The 14,289-nt window shown below is 68.7% G+C and carries 15 protein-coding genes; 6 read left to right on the forward strand and 9 right to left on the reverse strand.

What is annotated here, in order from left to right:
* The first annotated feature begins 69 nt into the window (after positions 1–69).
* Positions 70–1,233: a histidinol-phosphate transaminase gene (locus tag AB0B61_RS31525; RefSeq protein WP_358439475.1), complete on the forward strand. Its 1,164-nt coding sequence runs from the start codon at positions 70–72 to the stop codon at positions 1,231–1,233.
* Positions 1,234–1,343: 110 nt separating this feature from the next.
* A complete protein-coding gene (locus AB0B61_RS31530) occupies positions 1,344–1,937 on the forward strand; it encodes a DUF305 domain-containing protein (RefSeq protein ID WP_358439558.1) in 594 nt (197 codons plus the stop codon).
* Positions 1,938–1,946: 9 nt separating this feature from the next.
* Here the strand turns inward: AB0B61_RS31530 and AB0B61_RS31535 are convergent, their stop codons facing one another.
* The gene (locus AB0B61_RS31535; RefSeq protein ID WP_358439478.1) at positions 1,947–2,390 is read right to left on the reverse strand and encodes a protein-tyrosine phosphatase family protein; all 444 of its coding nucleotides are present in this window, start codon (positions 2,388–2,390) and stop codon (positions 1,947–1,949) included.
* A 19-nt stretch (positions 2,391–2,409) separates the two neighbouring features.
* Entirely contained in the window at positions 2,410–2,724 is a 315-nt protein-coding gene (locus AB0B61_RS31540) for a cupin domain-containing protein (RefSeq protein ID WP_358439481.1), read from the reverse strand.
* A 71-nt stretch (positions 2,725–2,795) separates the two neighbouring features.
* On the opposite strand from AB0B61_RS31540, the gene AB0B61_RS31545 reads away from it, so the two are divergent.
* Positions 2,796–3,794 carry a helix-turn-helix domain-containing protein gene (locus AB0B61_RS31545; RefSeq protein ID WP_358439483.1) on the forward strand — a complete coding sequence of 333 codons (999 nt, stop codon included), beginning with the start codon at positions 2,796–2,798 and terminating at the stop codon, positions 3,792–3,794.
* Between the two features lie 29 nt (positions 3,795–3,823).
* Here AB0B61_RS31545 and AB0B61_RS31550 read toward each other — a convergent pair whose 3' ends face one another.
* Positions 3,824–4,711, reverse strand: a complete 888-nt coding sequence (locus AB0B61_RS31550; RefSeq protein ID WP_358439486.1) for an AfsR/SARP family transcriptional regulator — start codon at positions 4,709–4,711, stop codon at positions 3,824–3,826.
* 220 nt (positions 4,712–4,931) lie between these two features.
* On the opposite strand from AB0B61_RS31550, the gene AB0B61_RS31555 reads away from it, so the two are divergent.
* On the forward strand, positions 4,932–5,753 hold the full coding sequence (locus AB0B61_RS31555) for a hypothetical protein (protein WP_358439489.1): 822 nt from the start codon (positions 4,932–4,934) through the stop codon (positions 5,751–5,753).
* Positions 5,754–5,820: 67 nt separating this feature from the next.
* On the opposite strand, the gene AB0B61_RS31560 is transcribed toward AB0B61_RS31555, so the two are convergent.
* Positions 5,821–6,105 (reverse strand): winged helix-turn-helix domain-containing protein, encoded by a 285-nt coding sequence (locus AB0B61_RS31560; protein WP_358439492.1) that lies wholly within the window; start codon positions 6,103–6,105, stop codon positions 5,821–5,823.
* Between the two features lie 84 nt (positions 6,106–6,189).
* A complete protein-coding gene (locus AB0B61_RS31565) occupies positions 6,190–7,689 on the reverse strand; it encodes a long-chain fatty acid--CoA ligase (protein WP_358439495.1) in 1,500 nt (499 codons plus the stop codon).
* Positions 7,690–7,807: 118 nt separating this feature from the next.
* Here AB0B61_RS31565 and AB0B61_RS31570 point away from each other — a divergent pair, with 118 nt between their 5' ends.
* Positions 7,808–8,647, forward strand: a complete 840-nt coding sequence (locus tag AB0B61_RS31570) for a PaaX family transcriptional regulator C-terminal domain-containing protein (protein ID WP_358439561.1) — start codon at positions 7,808–7,810, stop codon at positions 8,645–8,647.
* A gap of 42 nt (positions 8,648–8,689) precedes the next feature.
* Here AB0B61_RS31570 and mmsB read toward each other — a convergent pair whose 3' ends face one another.
* The 4 genes from mmsB to AB0B61_RS31590 all read right to left on the reverse strand — a co-directional run bounded on the left by mmsB (position 8,690) and on the right by AB0B61_RS31590 (position 13,717).
* Entirely contained in the window at positions 8,690–9,952 is a 1,263-nt protein-coding gene (gene mmsB, locus AB0B61_RS31575) for a multiple monosaccharide ABC transporter permease (protein WP_358439498.1), read from the reverse strand.
* A complete protein-coding gene (gene mmsA / locus AB0B61_RS31580; protein WP_358439500.1) occupies positions 9,949–11,487 on the reverse strand; it encodes a multiple monosaccharide ABC transporter ATP-binding protein in 1,539 nt (512 codons plus the stop codon). The genes mmsB and mmsA overlap by 4 nt, the downstream gene beginning before the upstream one ends.
* Before the next feature lie 4 nt (positions 11,488–11,491).
* Positions 11,492–12,628 carry a multiple monosaccharide ABC transporter substrate-binding protein gene (gene chvE, locus AB0B61_RS31585; RefSeq protein WP_358439503.1) on the reverse strand — a complete coding sequence of 379 codons (1,137 nt, stop codon included), beginning with the start codon at positions 12,626–12,628 and terminating at the stop codon, positions 11,492–11,494.
* A gap of 120 nt (positions 12,629–12,748) precedes the next feature.
* Positions 12,749–13,717 (reverse strand): WYL domain-containing protein, encoded by a 969-nt coding sequence (locus AB0B61_RS31590; RefSeq protein ID WP_358439506.1) that lies wholly within the window; start codon positions 13,715–13,717, stop codon positions 12,749–12,751.
* Between the two features lie 82 nt (positions 13,718–13,799).
* Here AB0B61_RS31590 and AB0B61_RS31595 point away from each other — a divergent pair, with 82 nt between their 5' ends.
* Positions 13,800–14,270 carry a VOC family protein gene (locus AB0B61_RS31595; RefSeq protein WP_358439508.1) on the forward strand — a complete coding sequence of 157 codons (471 nt, stop codon included), beginning with the start codon at positions 13,800–13,802 and terminating at the stop codon, positions 14,268–14,270.
* Positions 14,271–14,289: the final 19 nt, after the last annotated feature.

Below are 14,289 nucleotides of genomic sequence, written 5' to 3' on the forward strand. Positions count from 1 at the left end.
TTTCGGCTGAACCGACTCCCAAAGCCCCGCGTACCTACTCACGTCCGGACACGTGCCCCAGGAGGTGTCGTGGAGCTCAGCCTTTTGCGAGCGCAGGCGCACAGCCCTTCGTACTTCTCACTGCTGCGCGGCTCATCGGGGCAGCTTGCCCCGGTGGACTTCTGCATCCCGTGTAACCCTTACTTCCCGACCCCGGAAATATTCGAGCATCTGGGGAGGAACCTGGAGACGATCCTCAAGTTCTATCCGAGTGACGCGGACACCATCACGGCGGAGCTCTGCTCCACCCTCGGACTCCACCCCAAGACGGTCGCCATGGGCAACGGGTCCACCGAGCTGATCACCTGGATCGACCACCTGCTGGTGAAGGAGAGCCTGGCGGTGCCGATCCCCACCTTCGGCCGCTGGACCGACCAGCCGATGGAGACCGGGAAGCGGGTCGACATGTACCCGCTGATGGAGAGCCACAACTTCGGCCTCGACGTCAATGACTTCGTGCGCTTCGTCCGCATGCGCGGCTCCCGCGTGGCGGTGATCTGCAACCCCAACAACCCCGACGGCGGGTACCTGCCCAAGCACGAGGTCCTGCGCCTGCTCGACCTGCTCATCGACCTGGATCTGGTGATCGTCGACGAGTCGTTCGGCGAGTTCGTGGACGCCGAGCCGTACCCGGGCGTGGCCGCGGAGGCCGCGGTCCGGCCCAACGTGATCGTGCTGCGCAGCCTGGGCAAGAACTTCGGGCTGCACGGCATCCGGTTCGGCTACATGGTCGCCAACCCGGCGCTGGCCGGGAAGGTACGCGACGCGCTGCCCAAGTGGAACCTGAACTCGTTCGCCGAGGTCGTGGTGTTCATGATGAAGCAGTGCCGGCCCGAGTACCAGGAGAGCCTCAGGCGGCTCGGCCAGGACAGGCGGGCGATGTTCCACCAGCTCAGCGCGATGCCGGAGCTGACCGTCTACGCCTCCCAGGGCAACTTCCTGCTGGTGAAGCTGCCCCCGGGGCACGACGGGGTGCCGCTGCGCGACCACCTGCTCTCCGAGCACGGCGTGTACGTCCGCGAGTGCGGCAACAAGCTGGGCACGACCAGCCAGTTCCTTCGCCTGGTGGTCCGGCCGCAGGAGGACGTACGGCGATTACTGGTCGGCATGACCCAGTATCTGTACTCCGGGAGCCTGCACGAGATCCCCGTCACCGGGCTGCACCACCGGGCCGTGAACCCGTTGTCCGCCTGACTCACCGGCGATCACCCCACATTCGTGGTGCCGCGCCCGTCCACCCGGGCGCGGCACCACGCCCTACCCGTAAGCCGACTGGACCGAGAAGGGATCACGTCGCGGTGCGCATGAAACGCAAGATCTCCTACACCGCCGCCACGGGCACACTCGCCCTGCTCACGGCGTGCGGAGGCAACGACATGACCGGCCAGGACGGCAGGTCGGGCGGCGGGCTCGCCGCCGCCACGACGGCCGCGTCACCGTCGGTCGTGTTCAACGACGCCGACGTCATGTTCACGCAGATGATGATCCCGCACCACGAGCAGGCGGTGGAGATGGCCGGCCTGGCGACGTCGCGGGCGAGCGACATCGAGGTCACGGAGCTCGCCGAGAAGATCAAGGCCTCCCAGGAGCCGGAGATCCAGACCATGAAGGGCTGGCTGACGGCGTGGAACAAACCCGCGATGTCCAGCCATGTGGGTCATGAGATGCCGGGTCTCATCTCCGAGGAGGCCATGGAGCAGCTCAAGAAGGCCAAGGGCAAGAAGTTCGACAAGCTGTTCGCCCGGCACATGATCGTGCACCACAACGGCGCGATCGAGATGGTCCGTACCCAGGAGGCCGAGGGGGCCGACCCCAAGGTCAAGAAGGTAGCCACGCACATGGCGACCCACCAGCGGGACGAGGTCGCCCAGCTCCAGACGATCGTCGACCGCCTCTGAGCCGGGCGCTCATCCCACCGGGAAGCGTGTCACCCACCTGCGCTGCCACGGGGTCTCGACCGCCCGCCGGTTGTGATGCTCCCGTGTCCAGGTGATCGCCTCGTCCGGCGACAGTCCGGACAGCACGGCCAGGCAGGCGATCACGGTGCCGGTCCGGCCGACGCCATGTCCACAGGCCACCTCTACCTGGCGACCGGCCTTGGCCTGCTCGTGCAACGAGCGGATCAGGCCGACCGCGCCGTCGCGGTCGCGCGGCAGCAGGAAGTCCGGCCAGTCGATCCAGTCGTGCGGCCACGACAGCCCGGCCCCGCCACGCCGCCGCAACTTCGAGGTTCCCAGGTAGAGGCCGTAGTCGGGGGCGGGCCCCGTAGGCGGCTCGGCCAACAGGCCACGGCCGCGAACATGGGTTCCATCGGGGAGGCAGATCGCTCCCACAAGCTGCGAGTCGGTCATGTCCCCCATTTTGCCGCTATCAGCTGACCAGGAGGTTGATACCGAGCATGCGCGCCCCCGTCTCGGTCCGCGGCTGGTGACGGCTGCCCGCTGCGAACACCACGTAGCTGCCCGCCACGTACCGCGTCTCGCCTTCGATCACCTCGCCGCTGAGCACGTAGTAACGCTCCTCCCCCTCGTGTACGTCCACCTCGGGCCACTGCGTGCCGGGGGCGAAGTCGATGAGCCAGCCCCGCGCCAGCCCGGTCGCGGTGAGCCGCCTCCTGATGATGCCGGGCGCCACCTCCACCGGTTCCACGTCGTCGATGTGCAATGCCTGCCGGTCCGTTTCCATGCCACCATCCTGGCGAGCGCGACGGGCACCCACCCAGTGCCAGAAAAGACGTCATAGAGTACTTTTCTGCCATGTCGTCAGAGCATCGCGTCGTCGCGCTGGCCAGCCCGCCCCAGGCGACGTTCGAGCTGAGCTGCGCCGCCGAGGTGTTCGCCACCGTACGGCCGGGGCTCGTCCGCCACTATGACTTCCGCGTCTGCGCCGAGACACCGGGACCGGTGCCCACCCTGGCCGGTTACTCGATCACGGTCACCGAGGGCCTGACCGCGCTGGAGAACGCCGACACGGTCGTCATCCCGGGCTGGCAGGCCCGTACGGCCCCGGCGGCCGTGCTCGCCGCGCTCCGCCGGGCGTACACGCGCGGCGCGCGGATCGCCGCCATCTGCTCGGGCGCGTTCGTCCTGGCGCAGGCCGGGCTGCTCGACGGACGGCGGGCCACCACCCACTGGCGGCTGGCGGCCGAGCTCGCCGAACGCTTCCCCGCCGTCACCGTCGATTCCGACGTGCTGTACGTGGACCACGGCGACGTGGCCACCAGCGCCGGCACCAGCGCGGGGATCGACCTGTGCCTGCATCTCGTCCGGGCCGACCATGGGGCCGCGTACGCCGCGAAGGTGGCCCGCCACATGGTCATGCCGCCACACCGGGAGGGCGGGCAGCTCCAGTACGCCATCGCGCCATCGCCGGACCGGGTGCCCGACTCCCTCGCCCCCTTGCTGGCCTGGGCCGCGGAACGGCTCGGCGAACCGCTGACCGTCGACGACCTGGCGGCCCGCGCCAGGGTGTCGGCCCGGACGCTGGCCCGGATGTTCGCCGCCCAGCTCGGCGTCAGTCCCGGTCAGTGGGTGCTCGCGCAGCGGATCGCCGGGGCGCGAGCGCTGCTGGAGGAGACGGACCTGTCCGTGGACGCGATCGCCGCCCGGATGGGCCTCTCCTCGGCCACGAACCTGCGCCGCCGCTTCCACGACGTCCTGCGCACCACCCCCGCCGCCTACCGGCGCGCCTTCCGTCTGCGCACGCGTACCGAGTCTGAGACCATTCCGCTGTCCGACCGGGGAGACCGAACCTGAGCCCCTATACCGGACGAGATCCGCTCGCGTCACGAAGGGTGCGGATGACCCTGGCCGCGTCCACGGGGGCACCGGCGGATTTTCCGGCCCCAGCCGTGCCCGAGATCACCAGGACGACCGGAGCGGTTGGCAGCCGTGGGGTGGCTTCGCGTCAAGTAGGCGGGCGACGGCGAAGAAGGCAGGTCCAGGGCCGGATCCTGTCTCAGCACAGCGATCTCCAGCTCCCGCAGCGGCTGACTGGGATCGATGCCCAGCTCGTCCGCCAGGGTACGGCGCAGCCGTTGGTACACGGCCAGAGCCTCGCACTGCCGGCCGGCCCGGTACAGCGCGAGCATCAGCTGCGCATGAACCTGTTCGTGCAGCGGGTGCTGCCTGCTCAGATCTGACAGCTCGGGGACGAGCTGGAGATGCTGTCCGAGAGCCATCCGGGCGTCGATGAGCGCGTGCCGTGCCTGCAACAGCAGTTGCTCCAGCCGCTGGGCCTGCTCGTCGAACCAGGCCAGCCCGGTCAGTTCCGCCAGCGGCGCCCCCCGCCACAACGCCACCGCGGCCTGCAGCCGGCTGGCCCGCGCGTCCGCCGCGGCAGACTCCATCCCCTGCCGGATGAGGCGCTCGGCGGCCTGGACGTCCGTGGGCTCTAGCTCGTCGAGGTCCAGCAGATAGCCGGGCCTGCGGGCCGTGATCGCCTCCCGGCGGTTCAGCACGCCGCGTAGGTACGAGACATGGGACTGCACCGTTGTGGCGGCCGAGGCCGGTGCGGCCGTACCCCAGACCGCCTCGACCAACCGGTCGACACTGACCACCGCACCGGGCCGCAGCGCGAGCGCGGCGAGCACGGCCGTGCGGCGAAGTCCCCGCACCGGTCGCGGGACGTCGTCGACCAGCACGTCGACCGGCCCCAGCAGTCTCACCCGCATTCCGATCCCCTCTCCAACGCCAACCCCGTCGGCCTTCTCGCGCTACGTCGTCGGTGACATAACGCGTTCCAGCCTGGTTGGAGCCCCGTTACAGCCCGTGATGCCAACCTGACGGAGTTTCCAACCAGAAAGGATCAGCATGAGCGTGACATTCAACCCCGGTCGAGCTTCGGGCAAGACACGCACTATCCGGACATTTGCCGGGCTCTTTGCCTTGGTCATGGCCATGGTGGGACTGGTGGCGACGCCGGCCGCCGCCGCCACCAACACCATCTGCTCGCTGGCTCCAGGCGGCACGTCCGTGTGGCGTTACAACGGCTACGGCACCAGCTGGACCCAGATCGGCGGCCCGGCTGGGACGCTGTACGGCGGAGGCATCGGCCTGTTCGCCACGTCGCCCAACGGCAGCAGCATTCACCGCTACCTCTCGCCCTTCAACTGGCAGCACATAGGCGGCCCCGGCGCTACGTGGGCGGTCACCAACCAGGCCATCTACGGCCTCTCACCCAACCGCAGCGCCGTCTACAGATGGACCGGTGTCGGCACCAACTGGACCCAGATCGGCGGCCCGGCCAACTGGCTGTACGGGGGAGGCTTCGGGGTATTCGCCACCTCGCCCAACGGCAGCAGCATCCGTGCCTACCTCAACTCGCCCTTCAACTGGCAACAGATAGGCGGCCCCGGCGCTACGTGGGCGGTCACCAACCAGGCCATCTACGGCCTCTCACCCAACCGCAACGCCGTCTACAGATGGACCGGAGTCGGCACCAACTGGACCCAGATCGGCGGCCCGGCCAACTGGCTGTACGGGGGAGGCTTCGGGGTATTCGCCACCTCGCCCAACGGCAGCAGCATCTGGGCCTACCTCAACTCGCCCTTCAACTGGCAGCACATAGGCGGCCCCGGTTATAGCTGGGCGGTCAGCAACAACGCCATCTACGGCCTGTCACCCAATCGCAACGCCGTCTACAAGTGGACCGGAGTCGGCACCAACTGGACTCAGATCGGCGGTCCCGCCGACCAGATCGTGCCGTGCCCGTAACGGAGTGCCGCACGCAAAAGGGAGCATCGGCCAAGGGCCCGTGCTCCCTGCCCCCTGTCCAAGCGCCTCACCAGTCGCCGCCCAGCGCCTCCTTGGCCGCCGCGATGCGCCCCTCGTCCCGCTGGTAGAACACCCACTGCTTGATCTTCTTGCCGCGCACCAGCCCCGCCACGCTGAGCACCTTCAGATGCCCGCCGCAGGTCGGCTGGCTCACACCGAGCTTCTCCGCGATGAACAGCGAGCAGACCCCGTCACTGACCAGGTCACCGTCACGCTGCGGCGGGAAGTGCCGCTCAGGTTCGCGCAGCCATTCGAGGATCAGCAGTCGCTTGTCGTTGGCCAGCGCTTTCACTGGGCCTATCTATGTGCGATCACCTCCATAGAGCCGTGTGGGCCTGCCAGGTGTGACATCCGTCCGGGATATGTGATCCGCGTCTCAGCCGGGCCGGTTGAGCGGGCGGCCCCGCAGCTCGGCCTTCTGGAGCTTCCCCGAGCCGGTCCGGGGCAGGTCGTCCACCAGGTCGAAGTAGCGTGGGATCTTGTACCTGGCCAACCGCCCGTCGAGGAACTCCCGCAGCTCCTCGCCGGTGACGGCCGCCCGGCAGACCACGAAGGCCCGCCCGACCTCGCCCCAGGTGGCGTCCGGCACCCCGACGATGGCGACCTCCGCCACGGCCGGGTGCTCGAAGAGCACGCCTTCGACCTCCGCCGGATAGACGTTCTCCCCGCCCGAGATGTACATGTCCTTGACCCGGTCCACGAGGTACAGATGGCCCTCGCCGTCGAACGCGCCGATGTCGCCCGTACGGAGCCAGCCGCCCGCCACGAACGCCGCCTTGGTCGCCTCGGGGTTCTGCCAGTAGCCGGGGGTCACGTTCGGCCCTTGGACCAGCACCTCGCCCGGCTCGCCGATGGCCGTGCCGGTGAGGTCGGGCCGGACCACGCGTACGTTGGTGAAGAACACCGGAACCCCGGCCGAGCCCACCTTGCGCACGCTCTGCCCGGCCTCCAGGAAGGTCGCGCCCGGCGCCGTCTCGGTGAGCCCGTAGCCCTGGCAGAACACCAGGCCCCGCTCCTGGTAGGTACGGATGAGCGCGGCCGGGATCGGCGCGCCGCCCGACATCAGGTTGCGCAGCGACGACAGGTCGGCCGTGGCCCACCTAGGCGACCGGGCGAACGCGGCGAACATCGTGGTGACGCCGAACATCCAGGTGACGCGGTGCTTCTCGATGAGGTCGTAGCACCCGTCCACGTCCCAGGACGGCATGATCACCGAGCAGCCGCCCTTGGCGAACGTCGGCAGCAGCGTCTGGTTCAGCGCCGCGACGTGGAAGAGCGGCGCGCCGATCAGCGTCGTCACGTCGCTCGTCACGTCGACGCCGATCAGCATGTTGAAGGTGTTCCACACCAGGTTGGCGTGGCTGAGCAGAGCGCCTTTGGGCCGCCCGGTGGTGCCGGAGGTGTAGAGGATGAGCGCGAGGTCGTCGAGCCTGACGCGTACGTCGATCGGCGCGGAATCCCCCTCGGCCAGCCAGCTCTCGAAGTCCGGCTCCAGCGGCACGAGCAGGGCGTTGGTGCCGGAGAGCGCCCGGACCACCTCGGCGCACTCGGGCGCGTAGATGAGGACGGCCGGGCCGCAGTCGTCCAGCATGTAGCCGATCTCGGGCGCGGTCAGCCGGAAGTTCAGCGGTACGAAGATCCCGCCGAGCAGGTGCGTGGCGAACATGGTCTCCGCGAGCGCGGGGTGGTTCGCGCCGAGGTAGGCGACCCGGTCTCCGGCTCCCACCCCGGCCTCGAGCAGGCGCGCGGCCAGCTTCGTCGTACGCGTGTGCACCTCGGCGTAGGTGACCGCCCGGCCCTGGAAGACGAACGCCGTACGGTCCGGCGTCATCTGGGCCCGGCGAGCCGGCCACCCTCCCACTCCCGCGTTCTCCATGGGCGTACGGCCTCTCGCATCGGTCAGTCCGATACCTACCCCATACACATGGGGCAGTTTCTCAACCTGAGTCAGAGTTTTGCCGACTGTGACGGATCCGTCTACCCTCTGTGCTGTGATGCTCGGCGATGGAGACGCTCTGACGGCCCGTCCGCAGTCCCTGATGTTCAGCTTTCTCGGCGTCTACGTGCTGGGGCGCGACACCGCCGTCTATTCGGGCAGCGTCATCGACGTCTTCGCCCGGCTCGGCGTCACCGAGGAGGCCGTGCGCTCGACGCTCACCCGCATGGTCAAGCGGGGCCTGCTGGCCCGGCACCGTCAGGGGCGCAGGATGTACTTCGGGCTCACCGAGCACGCGGCGGAGGTGCTCGACGACGGGCGCCGCCGGGTCTGGGAGACCGGCGCGGTCAACCGGGATTGGGACGGCGCCTGGACCCTGGTGGGCTTCTCTATCCCCGACAGCCTGCGCAGCACCCGGCACGACCTCCGCTCTCAGCTCATCTGGGCCGGGTTCGGGCTGCTGCAGAGCGGGCTGTGGATCGCGCCGGGCGCCAAGGACGTCGCGGGCATCCTCGCGCCGCTCGAACTCGGCGATCACATCACCGTTCTGACGGCGCGGGCGTTCGAGCCGACCGAGACGGCCGACCTCGTACGCAAGGCGTTCAGCACCGAGCGGATCGCCGCCCGCTACCGGGCCTTCCTCGACCGCTGGGACACCCCGCGCCCGCTCCCCTTCGCGGCCGACGACCTGGCCCGGCAGCTCCTCCTGCACACCGACTGGCTGCAGCTGGTCCGCCAGGACCCGCACCTGCCGGCCGAACACCTGCCGGCCGACTGGCCGGCGATCCGGGCCGAGCAGGTGTTCCGCGCCCTGGCCCGCGACTACGCGCCGAGCGCCAGGGCGCTGGCCGACACCGTGCTGGACGAACTGGCGCTCACCGCACCGGCGACCCGCTGACCACCCAGCCCAGCTCACCTCAGCCGAGGTGAGCTGAACCGATCAGCGGGTGCCGGCCGCCGCCCGGCGCTTGGTCCACACGTCGAAGGCGACCGCGGCCAGCAGGACGGCGCCCTTGACGAGCATGACCCGCTCACTCGGCGCGCCGACCAGCGACATGCCGTTGTTGATGACGCCCATGATCAGACCGCCGGTCACCGCGCCGACCACCTTGCCGACGCCGCCCTGTACGGCCGCACCGCCGATGAACGCCGCCGCGATCGCGTCCAGCTCGAAGGAGTTACCCGCCGTGGGCCCCGCCTGGTTCAGCCGGCCGGCGAAGATGATCCCGGCGAGCGCGGACAGGACGCCCATGTTCACGAAGATCCAGAAGACGACGGACTTGACCTTGACGCCGGACAGCAGCGCCGCCTGCAGGTTGCCGCCGATGGCGTAGATCCGCCGGCCGAACACGGCGCGGCTGGTCAGCAGCGAGTAGCCCAGCACCAGCGCCGCGAGCAGGATCAGCACCCAGGGCAGGTTCTTGAACCTGGCCAGCTGCACCACCACGGCGAGGATCACCGCGGCGGCCGCGACGATGCGGAGCAGGAAGATCGGCAGCGGGTCCACGCTCTGGCGGTAACCCTGCCGTGCCTTCCGGCTGCGCCACTGGCTGGCGGCCATGCCGGCCACCGCCACCAGGCCGAGCAGCAGGCTGAACGCGTCGGCGCCGCCCAGCGGGCCGAGCGGGACGTTGCCGAAGTAGCCGTCGGTGAAGCCGTTCGACAGCGTACGGACGGCGTCAGGGAACGGGCCGATGCCCTGGTTGCCCAGCACGGTCAGCGTGAGCGCGCGGAACAGCAGCATGCCGGCCAGCGTCACGATGAACGCCGGGATGCCGTAGTAGGCGATCCAGAACCCCTGCCACGCGCCGATGAGCCCGCCCGCGACCAGCGTGATGACCAGCGCCAGCGGCCACGGCACGCCGTAGTTGACCATCAGCACGGCGGCGATGGCCCCGGTGACGGCCACGACGGAGCCCACCGACAGGTCGATGTGCCCGGCGATGATGATCAGGATCATCCCGATGGCCAGGATCAGGATGTAGGAGTTCTGGACGATGATGTTGGAGATGTTCTGCGGCTGGAGCAGCGCCCCGTTGGTGAGGAAGGCGAACAGCACGACGATCAGCGCGAACGCGACATAGATCCCGCTCTGCCGTACGTTGAACGACAGCCACGATGATTTGCCCGCTTCCCGCGGCGGAGGCGGCTCCTGCCCGATGGGCGCCGGCCCCGCGGCGGTGGATGAGGTACTGCTGCTCATCGGATCTCGTCCTGTCCTTTCGTCATGTACTGCATGAGGCCCTCCTGCGTGGCCTCCTCGCGCGGGACCTCACCGGTGATCCGGCCGGCCGACAGCGCGTAGATCCGGTCGCACAGGCCCAGTAGTTCCGGCAGCTCCGATGAGATGACCAGAATGGCCTTGCCGTCGTCGGCGAGCCGATTGATGATCGAGTAGATCTCGTACTTGGCCCCGACGTCGATGCCCCGGGTCGGTTCGTCCAGGATGAGCACGTCGGCGTCCGTGAAGATCCACTTCGACAGGACGACCTTCTGCTGGTTGCCGCCGCTGAGCTTGCCGGTGACGCTCAGCACGCTGGGCGCCTTGATGTTCATGCTCTTGCGGAACCCCTCGGCGACCTGGTGCTCCTCGTTGTCGTTGACCCAGCCACGGCGGGCCAGCTTCGGGAGCGCGGCGGCGGAGACGTTCCGCTTGATGTCCTCGATCAGGTTGAGGCCGTACCTCTTGCGGTCCTCGGTGGCGTACGCGATGCCGTGGCGGATCGCGTCCTGTACCGACCGGATCTCTACCTGCTGGCCGTTCTTGTAGATGCGGCCGGAGATGTCGGTGCCGTAGGTGCGGCCGAAGACGCTCATGGCCAGCTCCGTACGGCCGGCCCCCATGAGCCCCGCCAGGCCGACGATCTCGCCCTTGCGCAGGGTGAGGTTGGCGTTGGAGACCACCACCCGGCCACGCTGGGCCGGGCTGTGCACCGTCCAGTCCTCGATGCGCAGCGCCTCCTCGCCGATGTTCGGCTCGTGCGGCGGGAAGCGGTTCTCCAGGGCGCGGCCGACCATGCCGGAGATGATGCGGTCCTCCGTGACGTGGTCGGTGACCATGTCGAGCCGCTCGATCGTCCGGCCGTCACGCAGGATGGTGATCGAGTCGGCGATGTCGATGACCTCGTTGAGCTTGTGCGAGATGATCACGCACGTGATGCCCTCGTCACGCAGGCCGCGCAGCAGGTCGAGCAGGTGCGCCGAGTCCTCGTCGTTGAGCGCCGCGGTCGGCTCGTCGAGGATGAGCAGGCGCACCCGCTTGGACAGCGCCTTGGCGATCTCCACGAGCTGCTGCTTGCCGACCCCGATGTCGGAGATGAGCGACACGGGGTTCTCCCGCAGCCCGACCCGGTTCAGCAGCTCAGCCGCCTCATGGTTGGTCCGGTTCCAGTCGATCAGGCCGCGAGTGGCCTGCTCGTTGCCGAGGAAGATGTTCTCGGCGATGGACAGTTGCGGGCACAGGGCCAGCTCCTGGTGGATGATGACGATCCCGCGGTGCTCGCTGTCACGGATGTCGGCGAACCGGCACGGATCTCCCTCGAAGAAGATCTCGCCCTCATAGGAACCGTGCGGGTAGACGCCCGACAGCACCTTCATGAGCGTGGACTTGCCCGCGCCGTTCTCGCCGCAGATCGCGTGGATCTCGCCCTGCCGTACGGACAGGTTGACGTCTTGCAGCGCCTTTACTCCGGGGAAGGTCTTGGTGATCCCGCGCATCCGCAGGATGTCATCAGTCATGACGTCAGCCCAGCTGAGACTTGGTGTAGTAGCCGGTGGTGACGAGTTCCTTCTCGTAGTTGGTCTTGTCGACGATCAGCGGCTGGAGCAGGTACGACGGCACGACCTTGTTGCCGTTGTCGTAGTCCTTGGTGTTGTTGACCTCGGGCTTGCCGCCCTTGAGCACGGTGTCGGCGATCTTCACGGTCACGTCGGCCAGCTGCCGGGTGTCCTTGTAGATGGTGGAGTACTGCTCACCCGCGATGATCGACTTCACCGACGCGAGCTCGGCGTCCTGACCGGTCACGATCGGGTACGGCTGGCCGGAGGTGCCGTAGCCGTTGCTCTTGAGCGCCGACAGGATGCCGATCGACAGGCCGTCGTAGGGCGACAGGACGCCGTCGACCTTGGTGCCGCCGCTGTAGGTCTTGGTCAGCAGGTCTTCCATGCGCTTCTGCGCGGTGGCCGGGTCCCAGCGCAGGATGGCGACGGTCTTGAAGTCGGTCTGGCCGCTCTTGACGGTGAGCGTCTTCTTGTCGATGAACGGCTTGAGCACCGACATGGCGCCGTTGAAGAAGAACGTCGCGTTGTTGTCGTCGGGCGAACCGGCGAACAGCTCGACGTTGAACGGGCCCTTGGCGCTGCCCGCGGAGCCGTCGGCGTTGAGCAGCTTCAGCCCGACCAGCAGCGACGTTGCCTGCTGCACGCCGACCTTGAAGTTGTCGAAGGTGGCGTAGTAGTCGACGTTCGGGCTGTTACGGATGAGCCGGTCGTAGGCGACGACCGGGATCTTCTTGTCGGCCGCCTCCTGGAGCTGCGTGGTGATGGCCGTGCCGTCGATCGAGGCGATGATCAGGAGCTTGGCGCCCTTGGTGATCTGGTTCTCGATCTGGTTGACCTGGGTCGGGATGTCGTTCTCCGCGTACTGCAGGTCGACCTTGTAGCCGAGCTTCTCCAGGCTGGTCTTGACGTTGTCACCGTCGTGGATCCAACGCTCCGACGACTTGGTCGGCATCGTCACGCCCACCAGGGCGCCGGCCGAGCCGGCCGATGCGCTCGCGGCGGCGTCCTTGTCGACCGTCTTCTCGGCCGAGCCGCACGCGGTCGCGACCGTGGCAAGCGCCAGGACGGAGACCACGGTCGCGAATCGTGGAAATCTCATGTTTCTCCTTGCGGAAATGGGGAGGTGCCCGTGCGTCACGGGAGACAGCCGATCCCGCGAGTGTTATCGCTAACATTTCCAGTGTCAAGCGCAGCCGATAACGTAGACGTAACACAACCTTCACAGTTGAAGTGGCCCTGGGCCTGCGGCGCGGGCCAATCGGGCGGCGATCACGCGCAGATGCCCGGTGAGTTCGACGGGTTCGTGAACCTCGAAGTCACAGGCCAGCAGTGTCAGCCGGAAGGCCAGCCACTCCAGGGTGTCGGCGTGGCAGCGCAGCCGGCAGGTCCGCTCGTCGATCGGGGTGAGCTCCCCCACACCGGCACCCAGTCGCCGGGCCACGTCCGCGGCCGGGGCGTGCAGGGTGACGACCGCCTCGTAGGTAGGGGTCAGCGAGTAGAGCCGGTCGGCGACATAAGCCGCCGCGTCCGTGGCGGGCAGGTCACGCGGCGTGACGCGCGCGCCGGTCGCCGTCAGGCGGGAGATCCGATCAATGCGGAAGATCCGCCAGTCGTCACGGTCGTTGTCGTGGCCCAGGAGATACCAGCGGCGACCGGCGGGGACGAGCCGGTACGGATCGACCAGCCGCGAACCGTCGGCCCCGTCGGCGGACGGGTAGCCGAACCGCACCCGCTCGCGGTTGGCGATCGCCGCGGCCAGCGTGGTCAGCTGCTCCGGATCGAGGTCGGGGCCGTCCGCGGCCGGCAGCGGGACGGTGGCGGAGGTCAGCGAACTCACCCGATGTCTCAGGCGGGCGGGCAGCACCTGCCCCAGCTTGGCCAGGGCCCGCACCGACGCCTCCGCGATGCCCCGCACCGGGTTCCTGGCGGCCGTGGCCAGCCCGACCGCGATGGCCACGGCCTCGTCGTCGTCCAGCAGCAGCGGCGGCATGGCCGTACCCGCGGCCAGGCGATAGCCCCCGTCGGCGCCCATCGTGGCGTCCACCGGGTAGCCGAGGCCGCGTAGCCGGTCGATGTCGCGGCGGATCGTACGGCGGCTGACGCCGAGCCGCTCGGCCAGCTCACCGCCCGGCCATTCGCGCGGGATCTGCAGGAGCGACAGCAGGTCGAGCAGCCGTGAGGACGCCATGGATCCAGCATGCCCGCATGTGGGACAGGAATTGACCTACATGCCCTCTAGCGTGGCATTACCCGCTTTCGAAGGAGACATCATGGCCGTTCCCGAGGGCTACACCACCGTCACGCCGTTCGTCGCCTGCCGCGACAGCGCCCGGTTCATCGACTACGTCAAGGAGGCGTTCGGCGCCGAGGAGCTCGGCCGGGTGACCGACGAGGAGGGCCGCATCGGTCATGCGGAGGTCCGGATCGGCGACGCGGTGGTGATGCTGTTCGACGCGGTGCCGGACTGGCCGCCGACGCCCGCGTTCCTGCGCCTGTACGTCGACGACGCCGACGCCGTGCACCGGCGGGCCGTCGCGGCCGGCGGCACCTCGGTGACCGAGGTCACCCACCTGTACTGGGGCGACAAGGTGGGACGGGTGCGCGACCCGCTCGGCAACCTGTGGTGGATCCAGACCCGCGTCGAAGAGGTCGGACCGGAGGAGCTCGAGGCGCGCCTCAGCGACCCGGCGTTCGCCAAGGCGATGGAGTATGTCCAGAGCGCCGACTTCTTCCCGCGCTGACGGCTATCGCCGGGATCCA

It is taken from the genome of Nonomuraea sp. NPDC049158, from assembly GCF_040648335.1.
GTDB lineage: Bacteria > Actinomycetota > Actinomycetes > Streptosporangiales > Streptosporangiaceae > Nonomuraea.